Annotated in this window: 16 protein-coding genes; 10 read left to right on the forward strand and 6 right to left on the reverse strand. The window is 48.9% G+C overall.

The window, feature by feature from the left end; all coding sequences use genetic code 11:
- Positions 1-131: 131 nt before the first annotated feature.
- The 3 genes from H6G46_RS14800 (at position 132) to H6G46_RS14810 (ending at position 1387) form a co-directional block, all read left to right on the forward strand.
- Complete coding sequence (locus H6G46_RS14800; protein ID WP_010873267.1) at positions 132-452, forward strand: SH3 domain-containing protein; 321 nt, start codon at positions 132-134, stop codon at positions 450-452.
- 64 nt (positions 453-516) lie between these two features.
- Positions 517-849, forward strand: a complete 333-nt coding sequence (locus H6G46_RS14805) for a hypothetical protein (protein WP_010873268.1) — start codon at positions 517-519, stop codon at positions 847-849.
- Positions 850-1132: 283 nt separating this feature from the next.
- Positions 1133-1387, forward strand: coding sequence for a hypothetical protein (locus H6G46_RS14810; RefSeq protein ID WP_010873269.1), 255 nt, complete (start codon positions 1133-1135; stop codon positions 1385-1387).
- A 131-nt stretch (positions 1388-1518) separates the two neighbouring features.
- On the opposite strand, the gene H6G46_RS14815 is transcribed toward H6G46_RS14810, so the two are convergent.
- Entirely contained in the window at positions 1519-2307 is a 789-nt protein-coding gene (locus H6G46_RS14815; RefSeq protein WP_223211276.1) for a hypothetical protein, read from the reverse strand.
- Between the two features lie 308 nt (positions 2308-2615).
- On the opposite strand from H6G46_RS14815, the gene H6G46_RS14820 reads away from it, so the two are divergent.
- Together H6G46_RS14820 and H6G46_RS14825 are read left to right on the forward strand one after the other, a co-directional pair.
- Complete coding sequence (locus H6G46_RS14820) at positions 2616-5306, forward strand: phycobilisome rod-core linker polypeptide (RefSeq protein ID WP_010873271.1); 2691 nt, start codon at positions 2616-2618, stop codon at positions 5304-5306.
- 273 nt (positions 5307-5579) lie between these two features.
- A complete protein-coding gene (locus H6G46_RS14825; RefSeq protein WP_010873272.1) occupies positions 5580-7769 on the forward strand; it encodes a hypothetical protein in 2190 nt (729 codons plus the stop codon).
- 26 nt (positions 7770-7795) lie between these two features.
- Here H6G46_RS14825 and H6G46_RS14830 read toward each other — a convergent pair whose 3' ends face one another.
- The gene (locus H6G46_RS14830; protein ID WP_010873273.1) at positions 7796-8998 is read right to left on the reverse strand and encodes a DNA double-strand break repair nuclease NurA; all 1203 of its coding nucleotides are present in this window, start codon (positions 8996-8998) and stop codon (positions 7796-7798) included.
- A gap of 35 nt (positions 8999-9033) precedes the next feature.
- On the reverse strand, positions 9034-9546 hold the full coding sequence (locus H6G46_RS14835; protein ID WP_010873274.1) for a hypothetical protein: 513 nt from the start codon (positions 9544-9546) through the stop codon (positions 9034-9036).
- 252 nt (positions 9547-9798) lie between these two features.
- Here H6G46_RS14835 and H6G46_RS14840 point away from each other — a divergent pair, with 252 nt between their 5' ends.
- Together H6G46_RS14840 and H6G46_RS14845 are read left to right on the forward strand one after the other, a co-directional pair.
- Entirely contained in the window at positions 9799-10869 is a 1071-nt protein-coding gene (locus H6G46_RS14840) for a Gfo/Idh/MocA family oxidoreductase (RefSeq protein ID WP_020862213.1), read from the forward strand.
- A 73-nt stretch (positions 10870-10942) separates the two neighbouring features.
- Entirely contained in the window at positions 10943-12874 is a 1932-nt protein-coding gene (locus H6G46_RS14845) for a DUF4114 domain-containing protein (protein ID WP_014407129.1), read from the forward strand.
- Positions 12875-12884: 10 nt separating this feature from the next.
- Here the strand turns inward: H6G46_RS14845 and H6G46_RS14850 are convergent, their stop codons facing one another.
- Positions 12885-13067: a hypothetical protein gene (locus H6G46_RS14850; protein ID WP_020862212.1), complete on the reverse strand. Its 183-nt coding sequence runs from the start codon at positions 13065-13067 to the stop codon at positions 12885-12887.
- On the opposite strand from H6G46_RS14850, the gene H6G46_RS14855 reads away from it, so the two are divergent.
- From H6G46_RS14855 to H6G46_RS14865, 3 genes are all read left to right on the forward strand, one after another.
- Positions 13066-13707 carry a hypothetical protein gene (locus H6G46_RS14855; RefSeq protein ID WP_010873277.1) on the forward strand — a complete coding sequence of 214 codons (642 nt, stop codon included), beginning with the start codon at positions 13066-13068 and terminating at the stop codon, positions 13705-13707. The genes H6G46_RS14850 and H6G46_RS14855 overlap by 2 nt on opposite strands.
- A gap of 227 nt (positions 13708-13934) precedes the next feature.
- Positions 13935-14462, forward strand: a complete 528-nt coding sequence (locus H6G46_RS14860) for a tetratricopeptide repeat protein (protein ID WP_010873278.1) — start codon at positions 13935-13937, stop codon at positions 14460-14462.
- 59 nt (positions 14463-14521) lie between these two features.
- Positions 14522-14989, forward strand: a complete 468-nt coding sequence (locus H6G46_RS14865) for a CBS domain-containing protein (protein WP_010873279.1) — start codon at positions 14522-14524, stop codon at positions 14987-14989.
- On the opposite strand, the gene H6G46_RS14870 is transcribed toward H6G46_RS14865, so the two are convergent.
- Positions 14986-16314 (reverse strand): recombinase family protein, encoded by a 1329-nt coding sequence (locus H6G46_RS14870; protein WP_010873280.1) that lies wholly within the window; start codon positions 16312-16314, stop codon positions 14986-14988. The genes H6G46_RS14865 and H6G46_RS14870 overlap by 4 nt on opposite strands.
- Before the next feature lie 20 nt (positions 16315-16334).
- Positions 16335-16658, reverse strand: coding sequence for a metal-sensitive transcriptional regulator (locus H6G46_RS18515; RefSeq protein WP_020862211.1), 324 nt, complete (start codon positions 16656-16658; stop codon positions 16335-16337).
- Positions 16659-17272: the final 614 nt, after the last annotated feature.

Here is a 17272-nt window from a genome sequence, read left to right on the forward strand (position 1 = left end):
TTGGTATTTATCTACCCTCTTCTAGTTGAGTTTGTATTCGATTGAAGTTAGTTAAGATTTTATTAAGATAACTCACCGTAAAAATAAATACTGTTACAGTTGAAAAATAATTAACCATCAACCTATATCCAATGACTTTGGACAAGCTTGGGTCGGCCTTTTTGCTAGGTATTGCTTTGGCGAGCTTGGGCGTTCCTGCCCTTGCCCGGGGAATTTCTACCCTCAGGGCAGCAGATCCCAATACTCGTATTAATGTGAGAACTCAGCCTACTATCAAATCCAGTGCTCCTCAGTATGGACTACCCGGTGACAAAGTTGAAGTCATCAAGTGTGTTCAAGATAAGGACACCCAAAATAGTGATTTGAATTGGTGTGAAGTTAAATTTGTTAAATCGAAAGCTGTCGGTTGGATACGCAGTGACTTTATTATTTTTGCTGACGGAGGCGAATAGCTTCGCAGAAGATATACCTTAAACACTTGTCATAATTCACAAAATTTTGCACTGCAAAACAACAATGAAAAAATTCTCTAGAACTGTTTCTGCACTGATTCTATCTATATCAGGGGCGATCGCCTGGTGTTTACCAAGTTTTGCAGCTATTCCCCTGTTTAATGCCACTTGCCCCGGAGAAATTGAGGTTCATGCTGATCAGGGCGGACCTATTTTTATCAACGGTAAAAAAGCTCAGTTAATTGTTAAAAAGCCTGCATATTATGAGGCGAAATTGTCCCAAGGTGCTAATTCTGACGTTGTCGTTTCGGTGGCTATTAATGAGGACGACACGGTAACGATTAGCTATACAGGTAAAAGAGGTGCTAACGGCATTTGCACTGTCAAAGAAGACTAGAAACCATACACAAAAAAATTTAAGACCTGACTGTTTCTAATTTGGTGCAGTTGGGTTTTGCCGATTTTAGAAATAGAAACTGCTGAGCTAGACTGGGGGTTCTTGTACTCCGAAAAATGTAATGAACAGTTAAGGTCGCTGCCGACTCTTATTTTTCCTGTCTATGATAGTTTTGCATTTGCACTCCTTGAATCAAGTTTATGTTAGACTGGGCGCAGATTAGTTAAGCGTTTTCAGCCAGTTTTCCGAATTTTTTGGACCCCTTCACAACAAACCTAAACCTATGAAAAACTTCCCCGCAATGATTGGTGGCAGCTTGATAGTTGGCTCTTTTGCTCTTTTTAGCGGAGCTATGCCCGGTATGGCCCAGGAAGTAGAATGCGAAGCCTATGAAGAAGATGGCATGGGCGTTGCGGTTTGCACTGATGATGATGGTAATACCGCCGTCAGTGTCACGGATGAAGAAGGCAATCAAGTCACCATTGTGGAAGATGAGGAAGGCAACGAATATACGGAAATTATCGAAGTGGAACAGTAAAATTGCAGAAGTTTTTGTGAAAGCAATTTATTTTCCTTTGGTCTAGAAAGCCGTTGGCAAAACTTTACTTTTTTTCTTAGGTCAACCCCAGTAAAGCTCAGGCAATACTATGGGTATTTTCTTGGTGTTCTCTAAAACCATTCGGAAAAGGGAGCAGAGAATTGTTGCAAAGACAGTAAGTGAAAACGTTTTTTTTGTTTGGCTAACCCTCGGCTATCTGGTGTGTTGTAGCCCCAATCTGCCAGAAATAAACTGGTTTGCTCTAGGGCAGGCTGGTTCGCAACGGTCTCCAGAGTGGTCAACATATCCTCCACAAACCAAAGGCGATCGCCGTCACATTGATGCTTGACTCGCAACTGTTCCAGGGTTTTGAATTTAGGTTGCTTAATTTCCTTGCCAATAATTTGTCCTAGAGGGAAATCTACTTTCTGATTTTTGAGCAACTGTTGTACGAAGCGGCCTTCCTTGGTGGTGACAACGTAAAGCCATTGAGGGTAGGGGGATTGTAGCCAATGATTTAACTGCCCAATTACCCCCGGATAAAAATGATGAAGTCCTAGCCAATAGGCCAAATCGTTGTGAATGTAGTTATCCCGCACCTGGTCTAGGACTGGAGCTAGTTGGGATTTGCCGATTTGTTCTTGGCGTTGTAGAGTCTGGGCAACGGCGGGCCATGCTGCTTCAATAGCGGCTGGTTCTACCCCCGTAGCCAAAGCTTTGAGTAGTAGGGGCATTTCCCACCCCGTTTCAATCACCGGCCTAAGGAAATAAAAGTTATCCCTTTGGCGATCGAGCTTCTCCCGCGGTAGATCTGGCCAAATTTGTCGACAAACTTGACAACTAGTTTGAAAATATTCCTGCAAACCGTCGCAGAGCACACCATCAAAATCCAGGACTAGCAAATGGGGAAATTTTTCCATAGATTCAAAGGGTGACATTTAAAACTGCATTATCAGTCATGTTTTTCCGGTCCTGGTATCAATCCCGATTTTTTTGATACAGTCCATTTTGCTTAGCCTTGGGAATGCCTAAGGGACTGCCAAACAGGGCCATTCAATCAAGTTCTCCTACATAAAAGTTAACAAAGCCCCTGTAGCGTTCCGAAACGTTCTACCCTAGATGCTGATTCACTTTTTTATGATGAACCTTTAAATAAGCCTTGGCCGGGCGGCTTTTTCCCTCGTTTTAAGGCGATCGCAATTTTGTTAATGGGAGATAATGAAATCCAATGAGTGTTAAGGCAAGTGGTGGCAGCTCACTAGCGCGACCCCAACTCTACCAAACCGTTCCCGTCTCCGCTATCAGCCAAGCAGAGCAACAGGATCGCTTCCTAGAAGGGTCAGAACTAAACGAGTTAACAGCGTATTTTCAGTCCGGTGCCCTGCGTCTAGAGATTGCAGAGACCCTAACCCAAAATGCCGACTTGATCGTCTCTAGGGCCGCCAATCGAATTTTCACCGGCGGTTCCCCCCTCTCCTACCTGGAAAAGCCCGTTGAGCGTCAACCTGCATTGGTGGGTGCCTCCAGTGATAGTCGCAATGGCAGTGTTACCTATGCCGAAAGCAATGGAAGCGGTGGTCTCTTTGGGGGACTCCGTTCTGTTTTTAGCAGTACTGGCCCCATTCCCCCTGGTTTCCGTCCCATTAACATTGCCCGGTACGGTCCCAGCAACATGCAAAAATCTCTCCGGGACATGTCCTGGTTTTTGCGCTACACCACCTATGCCATTGTGGCCGGGGACCCCAACATCATTGTGGTCAATACCAGGGGTTTGAAGGAAGTCATTGAAAATGCCTGTTCCATCGATGCCACCATTGTCGCCATCCAGGAAATGCGGGCTGCTTCCGCCGATTATTTCCGCAACAATGCCCAGGCTAAAGAGATTGTTCTGCAATACTTCGACATTCTCCTGAGCGAATTTAAAGCCCCCACCCCAGCCAATAAAGTTCGCCAGGGCCCTTCCAATGATATCCAAGGTTTAGAGCTACCCCAGAGCTATTTCAATGCCGCCGCTAAACGGCAGAAATACGCCATGAAGCCCGGTTTGTCCGCCCTGGAAAAAAATGCGGTCATCAAGGCAGCCTACCGGCAAATTTTTGAGCGGGACATTACCAAAGCCTACAGCCAATCCATTTCTTATCTGGAATCCCAGGTACGCAATGGCGACATTTCCATGAAGGAATTTGTCCGTCGTTTGGCTAAATCTCCCCTCTACCGCAAGCAATTCTTTGAACCCTTCATCAACAGCAGGGCTCTAGAATTGGCTTTCCGCCATATCCTTGGTCGGGGACCCAGCTCCCGGGAAGAAGTGCAAAAATACTTTTCCATCGTTTCTAGTGGTGGCCTTCCCGCCCTGGTGGATGCGTTGGTCGATTCCCAGGAATATGCCGATTACTTTGGGGAAGAAACAGTGCCCTATCTGCGGGGTCTAGGGGTAGAAGCCCAGGAATGCCGCAACTGGGGGATGCAACAAGATCTCTTTAGCTACAGCGCTCCTTTCCGCAAAGTTCCCCAGTTCATCACCACCTTTGCCCAGTACGATCGCCCGTTACCGGATCAACACGTCTATGGTTCCGGCAACGACCCCCTGGAAATTCAATTTGGGGCCATTTTCCCGAAAGAAACCCGCAATCCTAGCAAACGACCTGCTCCCTTTAACAAAGACACCAAACGGATTCTCATCCACCGGGGCCCGGCGGTTAATAACCAAGTAGGCAATCCCAGTGCTGTGGGCGAATTTCCCGGTAGTTTGGGGGCGAAAGTGTTCCGTCTCAATGGCGGTTTACCCGGTGCCAAAGTGGGCAAAAATACCGGCACCAGCGTCAAATTTGGTGAAAGCTCCACCCAGGCTTTGATTCGGGCTGCCTACCGTCAAGTGTTTGGTCGGGATCTGTACGAAGGGCAACGGCTCTCCGTGGCGGAAATTCAACTGGAAAATGGCGACATTAGCGTGCGGGAATTTATCAAGCGTCTAGCTAAATCGGAACTGTTCCTCAAGCTTTACTGGGCTCCCCACTACGTCTGTAAGGCGATCGAATATATGCACCGTCGCCTGCTGGGTCGTCCCACCTACGGCCGCCAGGAAATGAATCAATATTTCGACATTGCTTCTAAACAGGGTTTCTATGCTGTGGTGGAAGCGATGATTGATAGCAAAGAATACAGCGATGCCTTTGGGGAAGACACCGTTCCCTACGAGCGTTACCTCACCCCCGGTGGTCTACAAATGCGTTCCGCCCGGGTTGGTTCCCTGCGGGAAGACATTGGTCAACGGGTGGATAAGGAAGTTACTCCCCGCTTTGTGGAATTGGGCCAGGTTTCGGCCATCCGCACTGAGCCGGAAATTGCCTACCGCAGCAACCAAGGGGTTACCCGTCAACGGCAACAAACCAAAGTCTTTAAGCTGGTGTCCACCTACGATAAGGTTGCGGTTAAAAATGCCATCCGGGCCGCCTACCGTCAGGTGTTTGAGCGGGATTTGGAACCTTACATCATCAATTCCGAGTTCACTGCCCTGGAAAGTAAGCTCAGCAACAATGAAATTAACGTTAAGGAATTCATTGAAGGTTTAGGCACTTCCGAGCTCTATATGAAGGAGTTCTATGCCCCCTATCCCAACACCAAAGTGATTGAAATGGGTACCAAGCACTTCCTCGGTCGGGCTCCCCTCAATCAAAAGGAAATCCAGCAGTATAACCAAATTTTGGCCAGCCAAGGGCTAAAGGCCTTCATCGGGGCTATGGTCAACGGCATGGAATATCTGCAAACCTTTGGTGAAGATACGGTGCCCTACCGTCGTTTCCCCACCCTACCGGCGGCTAACTTCCCCAATACGGAACGGCTTTATAACAAGCTCACCAAACAGGATAAGGAGTTAGTGGTTCCCAGCTTTACCCCAGTAGTAAAAGTGGGCGGTTAGGTTGCGGTTGTTTAAAGCTTAGCTATTCCTGATTGGTTGATTGATTGTTCTGAACCTAGCTAGTATTCAACACTGGCTAGGTTTTTTGTTGTGGAGAGGACAATAATTCCTATATTTGGTAGGTTTTTGACTCCAGCCGAAGATGGGAGAAGTGGACAAAACCTGACAAAAATTCTCAGAAGTTAATTTTTAGGGCAATGCCATTGGCTATGCTGAGAGGAGCGGTCATGCTTATCGATCGCCGGTTTGGTTTTCCCCATTGCCTTATTTTCTATGGCCCACCCGTTGTATGTCGCTTTTGTTTGGCATCAACACCAGCCTTGCTATCAGTCCTATGGCATGGTGGGCAATGGCCATGGATATTATCAATTACCCTGGGTGCGGTTACATGGCACTAGGGATTACGGAGGGTTGATTAAGTTATGGGCCCGTTACCCTTCCCTGCATCAGACAGTTAGCTTCACTCCTTGTTTGCTAGCCCAATTGGAGGATTATGCCCAGGGTTTGGCCATCGATCGCCATTTAGCCCTCACCCTGAGCCCAGTGGAAAAGTTAAGCCTAGAGCAAAAGGTGGAAATTCTGACCACTTTTTTTGAGGCTAATCCCCGCACACAAATTTTTCCCCAGCATCGGTATCAACAGTTATACGAGCAACGTCAAAGGCAAGGGATAGACTGGTGTATATCCCATTGGCAACCCCAGGATTTTAGTGATCTGTTGGCCTGGCATAATCTGATTTGGTTTGATGCCCTCACCATCGCAGAAGATCGAGATGTGCGGGATTGGTATTTTCGGCAAAAATCCTTTACCCTCGGCGATCGCCAAAGAATTATTAGTAAGCAACGGCAAATTATCCAGGGAATTATTCCCCTCCATCGCCAGCTACAAGAATCTGGGCAACTGGAAATTATCACTAGTCCCTACGGCCACCCAATTTTGCCCCTTTTAGCGGATACCAACATTGCCCGCACTATACAAGCGGCCCTCGCCCTACCGGACCCCCGTTTTTGTTGGTCGGAGGACGGAATCAGGCAATTGCAACAGGGTAAGCAATACTATCGGAGCACCTTTGGCCGGGAATCCCGGGGTTTATGGCCGCCCGGACTGGCAGTTAGTCCTGCCATGTTGCAAACAGTGGCCCAACTCCGTTTTGAATGGTTATGTGCCGATGAATCCGTCCTGGCCCAGAGTTTGAGTACCAGTGCTGAAAGGTCTGTCTGGTTGAACTCGGTCTATCGAGTGCCCACGGAGGACGGGGAGTTGGCCATGGTGTTTCGGGACCAACAACTGTCGGATTTGATCAGTTTTCATTATGGGCGCTATTCCCCAGCCCAGGCAGCCGAGGATTTGATGGCCAGACTTTTAGCCCGCCGCCCCCAGGCGGAAAATGGCCAACCGAGATTGGTAACTATTGCTTTGGAGGGGGATCGAACCTGGAATGGCTATGAAAATAATGGCTTTGGCTTTTTGCAACAGTTCTATCAACAGTGTGAACAATTGGGTCGCCAAGGCCTACTGCAATTGGTGACAGTGTCCAAGTTTATAGACCAATTTCCCCCTACCCAAGTTCTGGCCCAACAGAATGGCATCCCTATTCCTCTGATAGGCTCCTGGAATCGGGGCAATTTCAGTAAATGGATCGGTCAACCCAGCCAAAACCAGGCTTGGGATTACTTAATTGACGCCAGGCAAGCCTTAGCAAGTCATCCTGAAGCCACAGAGGAAAATAATCCTGAAGCTTGGCAGGCTCTCTACGGGGCAGAAAGCTCCGATTGGTTTGAGGCTTTTGGCCAAGGTCATTCTCCCCAAACCCTCAATTCTGAAGCCCTATTCCGCCAACATTTGATCCGGCTCTACCACGCCCTTAACGAAACTCCGCCCGGTTATTTGCACCATCCCTTAATTGATCAAAATGGCGATCGCCCGTTGGGCGGTTATCTCTATCCCCACTGGGATAATTTAACTAATTTGATTCCTTGGCAGGTGGCTAATGGTCTGGCGGTGCAAGAGGGCAAGGAATTCGTGCAAACAATTTACTATGGCCACGATCGCCAACGGTTGATCCTGCGGTTTGATTTCCAGCGACTGTTGCCGGAATTGATCCCAGATGAACTCCATTTAGCTTGGTACTATCCCTATCTGCCCCATGGCCATGCCCCCCTGGCGATCGCCTCTTTGCCAGACCAAGGGCCGTTAAATTACTATTTCCATCACCACTGCCGCATTAATCTGCACCATCTCCAAAGTCACCACGACATTGCCGTGGGGCCCAACCGTTGGCAACCCCATCCCCAACGGCCCCAATTAGTCCATCAAGGACAAACCCTAGTGATGGTAATTCCCATGGCCGCTTTGACCACACCTAGGCCAGAGAGCCTCGACTTATTATTGTTGCTAGCCCAGCAAGGGGAATTTTGGGCTAATTTATCCGGGGACAATCTGGTGCAATGGCGTTTGCATTAGCTGATTTTTGCTGACCACCATCACATCTAAACCACCGTATTCCTTTTCCTGGCTTCCTTATAGGAAGTGCCAATGCTCCTCAGCCCCGTCCTGACCAATTGTTGTTCCAACAGGGCAAAAAAACGACGGCGATCGCCGCCCCGCACCACGGCCTGATTATGGGCTTCCGCTAGGGCCACGGGATAACCAAAACCCTTTTCTATCTGACTAAGGACAATGGCTAAGGATTGATCAAGCAACTCCGAATCCTCCGCTAGCCAAACGGGAAATTCCACCCTCGCTACCTCCGAACTGCCTTGGACATAGCAAAAACAAACCCGTTGTTCTGGGGCATAGGCTTCCAAAATGCGGGCATTACTATGCCAAATCGGCCCCCGTTGTCCAGGGGATAGAAACTCCTTCCACAGATTGCTATCCCGCAGCGGGTCAAAAATTTGACAGGGGGTTTTCCGTTCCTCCGCCTGACAACCTTCGCAATGGCTGACGCAATTGGGGCTTTCGTGGGGACAAGCCTGGAGCCGCAAAAGATTAATCGATTCCACACTCCTGGGGGCACTGATGTAACTCATCAGGGGAATGCGGGCCTGACGTAGCGTTTCCCAGGCGGCCAAAATCGGTTCCAGAATTTGGTTCCTTGCTTCCTGGGGTAAATTTTCCAAAAACCAATAAATTAGCGAACCATCCACCATGGCTAAGTTAGGGTCGCTGTGGGGCCCTGGGGGGCTAACCCAACGACAGGCTAGGGCGGCTAACCTTTCCGCTTCCAACACAGTGCGGCGATGACCCAACCATTCCTCGGTGCGAATACCCCAACGGCGGGAAGCGTATAAATCTTCAGGACGGTAATAAACCTCCGGCACACTGTCCAACAGAGGATGTAAATTTTGCCCATAGTGGAGCATCACCCGGCCAATGTTGAGCAGGTAACAGTAAGCGATTTCATGGTGGGAGGGCGCAATTTGGGAACCGTCCGTGGCAAACACACTGTGGTTAACCGGAGCCTCCCCAATGTTGACCCTTGTATCCAATGGTTCCAGAGGCCTAGCCACTGCAAAAAAGAGGCGATCGCCCCATTCTGTCAGGGTGTTGAGCAAATAGGATTGACGCTGTTGAGCTTGGAAAAATAATTCCTTAGCCCTTTCTAGCCGTTGATGGCCAGCAGTGGCTTCCTGACGGAAATGTTGCCCCAGGGCCGGCATTTGGCCAGCTAACTTGGTGATATCAAGCATAGAGGAGGCAAAATTAGGATCTATGGGGTCTAGATTTAGTAGAAGAAAATTGCTCCCGTGGGTTGCAAGTTAATGGAGCGGTGGCCGTAAAAACGTTCCTCTATATTGACATCACCTTTGGTTACAGTGATCACTGCCACATTATCAGCCCCTACCATTTGGGTGCGGGCATCGACGGGAACAGTAAATTTAAGCAAAAAGGATTGTTCTGGAGTGCTGGGGGTGGCATTTTCGGGATAGACCATGATGTAGGCATTATCGCCAAAGTTTTCGAGCAGAACTGTTTCCCCTGGGGCTACCGAAGCCGGGGGGAATGATTCCAAGTTAGAAATGTCATAGTCCAAAGCCACATCTGTTTTATTAACCAACTTAACCTTGACCGGCTTTTTGGGGTCAAATCTACCGACGGGCTGCCAAAAGCCCGGCTGATAGGTGGTGGCAGGGGGATCCTGGGCTTCGGCTATGGTGGCGTAAAGGGCTGGAGTTAGACCAACAAAGGCCGTGGTCAGTAAAGAAAGGGAAGCGGTCAGAGGACGAATATTCGGCATAGATAAATTCCTTGATGTAAGTTTGGTAAAGTTTTTCGATCAAATCACCAAAATCAGTTCCAGCACAATTATTGGGGTCAGTTTTAACCCCGGTCCAGAAAATCGGCGATAATCTCCCCTGGGTCGGTTTTTGACTGGGGAAAGAAGAGAAACACGGCCTGTGCTAGTATCTAAGGCATGAATTTTCGTGAAGTTAATTATAACAGTCAGTATTTTGCGGCTGGCTAGGTGTTTAGGAGTGGCAACAGCATCATGACGAGCCATCAGCTCAACGGGCAACGGAGTTACCTTCAGCCGATCCGCATCGGGGTGATTGGGGTGGGCAATATGGGACAGCACCATACCAGAGTCCTGAGCCTGATGAAGGATGTGGAGTTTGTGGGTATTGCCGATGTCAATGTGGAACGGGGCCTAGACACCGCCAGTAAGTATCGGGTGCATTTTTTTGAAGATTATCAGGAGATGTTGCCCCATGTGGATGCGGTTTGTGTGGCGGTTCCCACTAGGCTCCATCACGATGTGGGCATGAATTGTTTGCAAAATAATGTCCATACTCTGATTGAAAAACCCATTGCCGCTAGCATTGCTGAAGCGGAATCCCTGGTTAATGCCGCCGCCGATGCCAATTGCATTCTCCAAGTGGGGCACATTGAACGCTTCAACCCGGCATTTTTAGAGCTAACCAAAATTCTCAAAACGGAAGAGTTATTGGCGATCGAAGCCCATCGCATGAGTCCCTATTCCCAGCGGGCCAATGATGTCTCCGTGGTATTGGATTTGATGATCCATGACATTGACCTGTTGCTGGAATTGGTGGGTTCGGAAGTGGTTAAACTGTCCGCCAGTGGCAGTCGGGCTTCTGGGTCAGGATATTTGGATTATGTCACCGCTACGTTAGGCTTCTCCTCCGGCATTGTGGCCACCCTCACCGCCAGTAAGGTCACCCATCGTAAAATTCGTTCCATCGCCGCCCACTGCAAAAATTCCCTCACCGAAGCGGATTTTCTCAATAACGAAATTTTGATCCATCGCCAAACCACCGCTGATTGGAGCGCGGACTATGGCCAGGTATTGTATCGCCAGGATGGTCTAATCGAAAAGGTTTACACCAGTAATATTGAACCTCTCCACGCTGAATTAGAACATTTTATTCATTGTGTTAGGGGAGGTGATCAACCCTCAGTGGGGGGAGAACAGGCCCTCAAGGCCCTGAAGTTAGCCAGTTTAATTGAAGAAATGGCCCTGGACAGTCAGGAATGGCATGGGGGGGAAGTTGTGACAGAATATCAAGATGCCACCCTGGCCCTCAGTGCGAGTGTTTAAATCAACTTAATTAATGCAATTATTGCGAGTTCAAACTCGATAACTTTGTGAAATATTACTGTTGAATTAATCTATGACTATTCAATACACCCCCCTAGCCGATCGCCTGTTGGCCTACCTCGCCGCCGATCGCCTAAATCTCAGCGCCAAGAGTAGTTCCCTCAACACCAGTATTCTGCTCAGCAGTGACCTATTCAATCAGGAAGGGGGAATTGTAACAGCCAACTATGGCTTTGATGGTTATATGGGAATTCCCGGTATGGATGGCACCGATGCGGAATCCCAACAGATTGCCTTTGACAACAATGTGGCCTGGAATAACCTGGGGGATTTGTCCACCACCACCCAACGGGCCTACACTTCGGCTATTAGCACAGACACAGTGCAGAGTGTTTATGGCGTTAATCTGGAAAAAAACGATAACATTCCCATTGTTTTTGCGTGGCCCATTTTTCCCACCACCCTTAATCCCACAGATTTTCAGGTAATGCTTAACACGGGGGAAATTGTCACCCCGGTGATCGCCTCTTTGATTCCCAACAGTGAATACAACGAACGGCAAACGGTAGTAATTACGGGCAATTTTGGTAATCGTTTAACCCCAGGCACGGAGGGAGCGATTTATCCCGTTTCCGTAGGCACAGTGTTGGACAGTACTCCTTTGGAAATGGTGGGACCCAACGGCCCGGTCAGTGCGGTGGGTATTACCATTGATAGTCTCAACCCCTACGTGGCCGGCAATGGTCCCAAAATTGTCGCCGCTAAGTTAGACCGCTTCAGTGACCTGGGGGAAGGGGCTCCCCTCTGGTTAGCCACCAATCAAAATAACAGTGGCGGGGATTTATATGGAGACCAAGCCCAATTTCGTTTGCGAATTTACACCAGCGCCGGTTTTTCCCCCGATGGCATTGCCAGTTTACTACCCACAGAATTTGAACGGTATTTTCAACTCCAAGCGGAAGATATTACGGGACGGACAGTTATCCTAACCCAAACTGGTGTTGATTATGAAATTCCCGGCTTTGGTCTGGTGCAGGTGTTGGGGCTGGCGGATTTGGCCGGGGTTCAGGACAGCTATGACCTGACTTACATCGAAGATCATGACAACTATTACGACATTATCCTCAAAGGGGACGAAGCCGCAGTTCGCCAAATTAAGAGGGTTGCTTTGCCCTCCGAAGGGGATTATTCGGCGGTTTATAATCCCGGTGGCCCCGGCAATGATCCAGAGAATGGTCCCCCAGGGCCCTTTACTGTGTCCAGTAGTCCCCAGGTAATTGAGGTAACGGATACCATCGGCCAGCCCACCAAAGTCTCCTATGTGGAAGTGGATGGCCCCGTATTGCGTAATCCCTTCAGTGGTACTCCCATTGGGCAAGAGGTGGGTTTAGCGGTTAAAGATCTGGCCACAGGTCATGAAATTTATCAGTACACTGACCCAGATGGGAAGGTATTTTATGCTTCCTTTGCTGCCGCTGATGACCAAGCCACGGATTTAACCACGGCGATCGCCAATCCCACGGCCATCGATTTAATTAACGCCAGGGGATTTACGGCGGGTAGTTCCGTCACCGTATCGGGTTCCTACAGTCGGGAAGCCTTTTTTGATGGATCCATGGGTTTTTATCGACTTCTGGACGATAACGGTGCAGTGCTAGATCCCTTAACAGGTGGTGTAATCAACCCAGGACAGGTAGGTTATCAAGAAGCAGCTTTGGCAGATAGCAATCGTTTGCAAGCCACTGGCTCCACCCTAACGGCAGAAGACCTAGAAACCAGAGCATTTTCCTTCAATATTTTGGGTGGCGAGTTGTATGCGCCATTTTTAACGGTTAATGACAGTCTTTCCGGTATTAATCAGACTTATTTTGCCTTTGGGTCGGCCAACCCAGATGGCATCAGCCACAGCACAAACTTGGGACCCAACGTGATTGGTTTTGAAGATTTTCTCGGCGGAGGAGACCTAGATTTCGACGACATCATTGTCAGATTTACGCTGACTTAGCTCAGGGGCATTATCGGAGCAAGCCGATATTCAGGTAAGATGGGGCGGTGCTTTTGTGGGTTGATCCATTAGCTTTAACCCCATTGTCTCCACTGACGGTAATAGTTTTCCCCACTGCGATTAATTGTTTTGTTTGGAGGAGGGACTGCCCCACCGTCAGCCCGCCGCCATAGTTTTGCATTTCCACTGCCATGGGCATCGAACTCCGTAGTTACGTTTACCTGGATAGTCTCCAGTCCCAACATGCAGCCTACATTGGGACGGTGGCCTCCGGCTTTTTGCCGCTACCGGGGGATTGTTCCCTCTGGGTGGAAGTTTCCCCAGGCATTGAAATTAACCGCATTACCGATATTGCTCTTAAGGCAGCGGTGGTGCGGCCGGGGGTATTATTTGTGGAACGGCTCTACGGTTTGTTGGAAATCCATGCCAGTAATCAGGGGGAAGTGCGGGCGGCAGGGCAAGCGATTTTGGCATATATCGGTGCCAAAGCCAGTGACTGCATCAAGCCCAAGGTGGTGTCTAGTCAAATTATTCGCAACATCGATGCCTATCAAACCCAGTTAATTAACCGTAATCGGCGGGGCCATATGCTGTTGGCGGGGCAAACCCTGTTTGTATTGGAAGTGCAACCGGCGGCCTATGCTTCCCTGGCGGCCAATGAGGCGGAAAAGTCTGCCTCTATCAATATTTTGCAGGTTAGTTCCATCGGTAGTTTTGGTCGACTTTACCTGGGAGGGGAAGAAAGGGATATTAAGGCGGGGGCGCGGGCAGCCATTGCGGCGATCGAGAATGCCCCAGGCAAAGTGCCCACCCTGGAAGGTAAAAATGAATAATGGAGGCTCGTCACAATACATTTCACCGTAGGCTGCTTCTCTATCCCTCTCGATCGCCGAAGAAACGTTAACAACCTAGGCCAGAGCATTTTCCTAGTGAGATGGAAGCGTAACCACGTACAATGGGCTTCTGGGGTTAGCGATCGCCAAAGATGTTGGCCGTCGGGGCCGTTGCCTATTTTGTCGCCCGTTAATTCTTTCACCGAAGTATTAAGTTCACTGTTCCCATGACTGAGTCTCTACCCATTGTTTATCTTTCCGTCTTATTGATTATTTTGGGGGGACTGGGCATATTTGTCTTCAGTCAGGTGTTAAAGGCCCGTCGCCTAGAAAATACCTTTAGCAAACTACAAAAGAAGCTACAAAACACCAAAGGTACCGCCCAGGAATATTATCAATTGGGTAGCATTTATTTAGACAAAAAATTATATTCCCAATCGATTAATTTATTTCAAAAAGCCCTCAAAATGGCCGAGCAAGTGGAGCCAGAAAACCAAGCTTTGATTTACAATGCTATGGGCTATGCCTGTTTCGCTCAGGAGCAATTTGATCTGGCCATTCGCCATTACAAAGATGCCTTGAAACTATACCCAGATTATGTCATTGCTTTAAATAACTTAGCCAATGTTTATGAAAAAAAACAAATGGTTAACAAGGCGTTGGAAACCTACCAAGAAACTTTAGCAATAGAACCCAACAATAAAGTAGCTCAACGGCGGGCCAATTCCTTGAAAAAACGGCTTGTCGAGACTTAGAATAGATTGGGTATAACAAAAAAAAGTTAGGTCAAAGTTCCAAATTCAGCATAGGTTTTATGAGCAGAACGGTTGGGGAAGTGATGACCCCGAATCCCATCACAGTCAAACCAGATACCCCCCTACAGGATGCCATTCGTCTTTTGGCGGAGAATCGCATCAGTGGCATGCCGGTGCTGGATGACCAGGAAAAATTGGTGGGGGTCATTTCCGACACCGACTTGATGTGGCAGGAGTCTGGGGTGGATACGCCTCCCTATGTGATGTTGCTAGACAGTATTATTTACCTACAAAATCCCGCCCGCCACGAACGGGAATTGCACAAAGCCCTGGGACAAACGGTGGGGGAAGTGATGAACGATGTTCCTATTAGCATTTTGCCCACCCAAACTTTACGGGAAGCGGCCCATTTGATGAATGAGAAAAAAATTCGCCGTCTGCCAGTGTTGAATGTGGAAAGTAGGCAACTGATCGGTATTTTGACCCAAGGGGATATTATCCGCGCCATGGCCCGGGGAGAAGCCTAGGTCGCTGGGTTTCCCTTGGCTCCAAAGACGAAGGTGAGGCAAAAATCCCATCCCTGGGGTTTTCGTTCCAATTGGATACTACGAATAAACTCCCGGAAGTAAAAACGGCGTTCCGTTTCCGACAGGTCTCGCCAAAATTGCGGTAGGGAAACGGCAGGAATGATGCGTTGCAATTCGTCCGGGGGCATTTGGTCCAACTGTTGTTGTAGCTGGGCCAGGTCTTGTTTCAGTTGGTACCGGCGCAGTTGATGAGTGTGGCTGTCCAGTACGCCCCGCTGTTCCCAGGTGGGTAGTTGCTCGAGTAAACTCTGTTTTTCAACGATCGCCTGTTGTAAATGCTGATACTCGGTGCCCAGGGAAGACGGGGATAACTGGGCCACAGCCAGGGGCAACTGCTGACAAATTTGCTTAATTACCTGTTCTAACAATTGTCCATAGGCGATCGCCTGGCATTGTGGTTGTTCGGGACAATGGCGGGGCCGGAGATAAAGATAGGCCTTGCTTTGATGACGGGATGTCACATGGGCCACCACCCAGGGGGTCTGGCAACGGCCACAACTCACTAAACCAGCTAAGGAACGGGGGGCACTGGCGGTGCGGCGTGGTAGAGGAGCGTTACGGCGTAGGAGGCGGTCAATTTGGGCTGCTTCAGTGCGGCTTAATAAAGGGGCATGGGTATCGGCAATGACGGTTTGATTTTGGTAGAGCAAATCCCCCCGATACACGGGATGGCTTAACCAACGTCGTCCGGTGGCCACGGCAATTTTCTTGCCATAGGTCTGTTCCAAATAGCGGACAGAGCTCCGCAGGCAACCAGAGAGGATAAATTTTTCAAAAAATGCTTTCACTACCGGAGCTGTCGCCCGGTCCACCACATAATGGCCAGAACTACGACGATAACCATAGGGCGCTTTACCAGGGGGAGGAGCTAAAGCTAAACGATTACGGGCGTGGCCTCGGCGGAGACTATCTTTGCGTTGTTCTTGCTCTAGGTTGGCCCACAGTTCTGACCATTGTTGTCTGGCGATCGCCATTTCGGCCTTGCCATGGTTCTGATAATCCTGCTCTAGGGCGATGACCGTGATGCCATAATTTTCCAATTGGGTCAAAGTTTGGCTGACTTCGGCGGTGGACTGGCCCAATTCATTGAGATTTCTAACCAGACAATAATCAATGCTCTGATTTTGGCAATGCTCCAACAGTTGCCCCAGGGCTGACCTTTCCCCTAGATCCACATAAACTTGGTCCACCTCCACTCCCCAAATCTGAGGATCCGGTGCTGGTTCCAACAGGCGATCAGAATAAACGTAGGCAACAATACGCATGGCGACAGGTTGTAAAAACCCTATAAAAACCGGTCTAGGGCTTCCTTCAACTCCGCCAACTCCTGCTCAATATTGCCTTCCGCCGCCGCCCTGGTGATGCACTCATTCATGTGGTCATCCAAAATTAATCTAGCCACCCGGTCTAATGCCCCCCGGACTGCCGCCACCTGAATTAACACCTCTGGGCAGGGACGATTTTCCTGCACCATGGTTTTCACTCCCCGAATATGGCCTTCAATGCGGGAGAGGCGATTAACTAACTTTTGTAAGGATTCTTGGCTGTGGACATGGGGATGGGCGTGACTATGGCGGGCAGAAGGATGGGGTACGGGTTGGGAAGTCATACGTTCAATATTTGTCGATATTTGCCGATAAAACCATTGCCCAATTAGACAATTTTTCTTGATGTTAGCGGGGGGGAGAATTTTGCGTCGCTGATGGCTTATTTTCGGGAGGACACCTTTAGCCCAATAGCTTATCGTAGTCTTCGTGTGTACCAATCCAAAACCACACATAGCCGTCATCGGTTTCAACCGACAATGCTCGATAATCTAAGGTGACTCGAACAGACCATAATTCTCCCACTTTTTTGAAATGGAGTGAGGGATGGCGAGGATTTTGGTTGAGTAATTGATAAGCCTTATCTGCCCGTCTCTGAATTTCTTCTGGCAGATGCCGATAACAAAACCAGAAATCAGAGTTAGTGTGGTGGTTCAAAGCACTTTTGTCCGACCAGCGTTATGGTCTGCCAATGCCTTTTCCGCTAAGGCTTTTAGCTTACCAGACTTAGAGTCTTGCTCAATTTGACGATCCCATGCATGCCAATCGTACTCGTGGAACCATACGCGGAATTTGGCGAAATCCGAGGGACTTAGCTGTTTAACTTGTCTTTCAATTTGTTCTAAGTTACTCATCAAATTTATCAATACCCTAGCTAGGTTTGGCGTTACAAGATTAT

It is taken from the genome of Synechocystis sp. FACHB-908 (assembly GCF_014698595.1).
In the GTDB taxonomy this organism is placed as follows: Bacteria; Cyanobacteriota; Cyanobacteriia; order Cyanobacteriales; family Microcystaceae; genus Synechocystis.

What these genes read in the sequence shown, in the direction of transcription:
- H6G46_RS14800 (WP_010873267.1), top strand. Translation starts at nt 132, where the DNA reads ATGACTTTGGACAAGCTTGGGTCGGCCTTTTTGCTAGGTATTGCTTTG.
- H6G46_RS14805 (WP_010873268.1), top strand. Translation starts at nt 517, where the DNA reads ATGAAAAAATTCTCTAGAACTGTTTCTGCACTGATTCTATCTATATCA.
- H6G46_RS14810 (WP_010873269.1), top strand. Translation starts at nt 1,133, where the DNA reads ATGAAAAACTTCCCCGCAATGATTGGTGGCAGCTTGATAGTTGGCTCT.
- H6G46_RS14815 (WP_223211276.1), bottom strand. Translation starts at nt 2,307, where the DNA reads ATGGAAAAATTTCCCCATTTGCTAGTCCTGGATTTTGATGGTGTGCTC.
- H6G46_RS14820 (WP_010873271.1), top strand. Translation starts at nt 2,616, where the DNA reads ATGAGTGTTAAGGCAAGTGGTGGCAGCTCACTAGCGCGACCCCAACTC.
- H6G46_RS14825 (WP_010873272.1), top strand. Translation starts at nt 5,580, where the DNA reads ATGGCCCACCCGTTGTATGTCGCTTTTGTTTGGCATCAACACCAGCCT.
- H6G46_RS14830 (WP_010873273.1), bottom strand. Translation starts at nt 8,998, where the DNA reads ATGCTTGATATCACCAAGTTAGCTGGCCAAATGCCGGCCCTGGGGCAA.
- H6G46_RS14835 (WP_010873274.1), bottom strand. Translation starts at nt 9,546, where the DNA reads ATGCCGAATATTCGTCCTCTGACCGCTTCCCTTTCTTTACTGACCACG.
- H6G46_RS14840 (WP_020862213.1), top strand. Translation starts at nt 9,799, where the DNA reads ATGACGAGCCATCAGCTCAACGGGCAACGGAGTTACCTTCAGCCGATC.
- H6G46_RS14845 (WP_014407129.1), top strand. Translation starts at nt 10,943, where the DNA reads ATGACTATTCAATACACCCCCCTAGCCGATCGCCTGTTGGCCTACCTC.
- H6G46_RS14855 (WP_010873277.1), top strand. Translation starts at nt 13,066, where the DNA reads ATGGGCATCGAACTCCGTAGTTACGTTTACCTGGATAGTCTCCAGTCC.
- H6G46_RS14850 (WP_020862212.1), bottom strand. Translation starts at nt 13,067, where the DNA reads ATGGCAGTGGAAATGCAAAACTATGGCGGCGGGCTGACGGTGGGGCAG.
- H6G46_RS14860 (WP_010873278.1), top strand. Translation starts at nt 13,935, where the DNA reads ATGACTGAGTCTCTACCCATTGTTTATCTTTCCGTCTTATTGATTATT.
- H6G46_RS14865 (WP_010873279.1), top strand. Translation starts at nt 14,522, where the DNA reads ATGAGCAGAACGGTTGGGGAAGTGATGACCCCGAATCCCATCACAGTC.
- H6G46_RS14870 (WP_010873280.1), bottom strand. Translation starts at nt 16,314, where the DNA reads ATGCGTATTGTTGCCTACGTTTATTCTGATCGCCTGTTGGAACCAGCA.
- H6G46_RS18515 (WP_020862211.1), bottom strand. Translation starts at nt 16,658, where the DNA reads ATGACTTCCCAACCCGTACCCCATCCTTCTGCCCGCCATAGTCACGCC.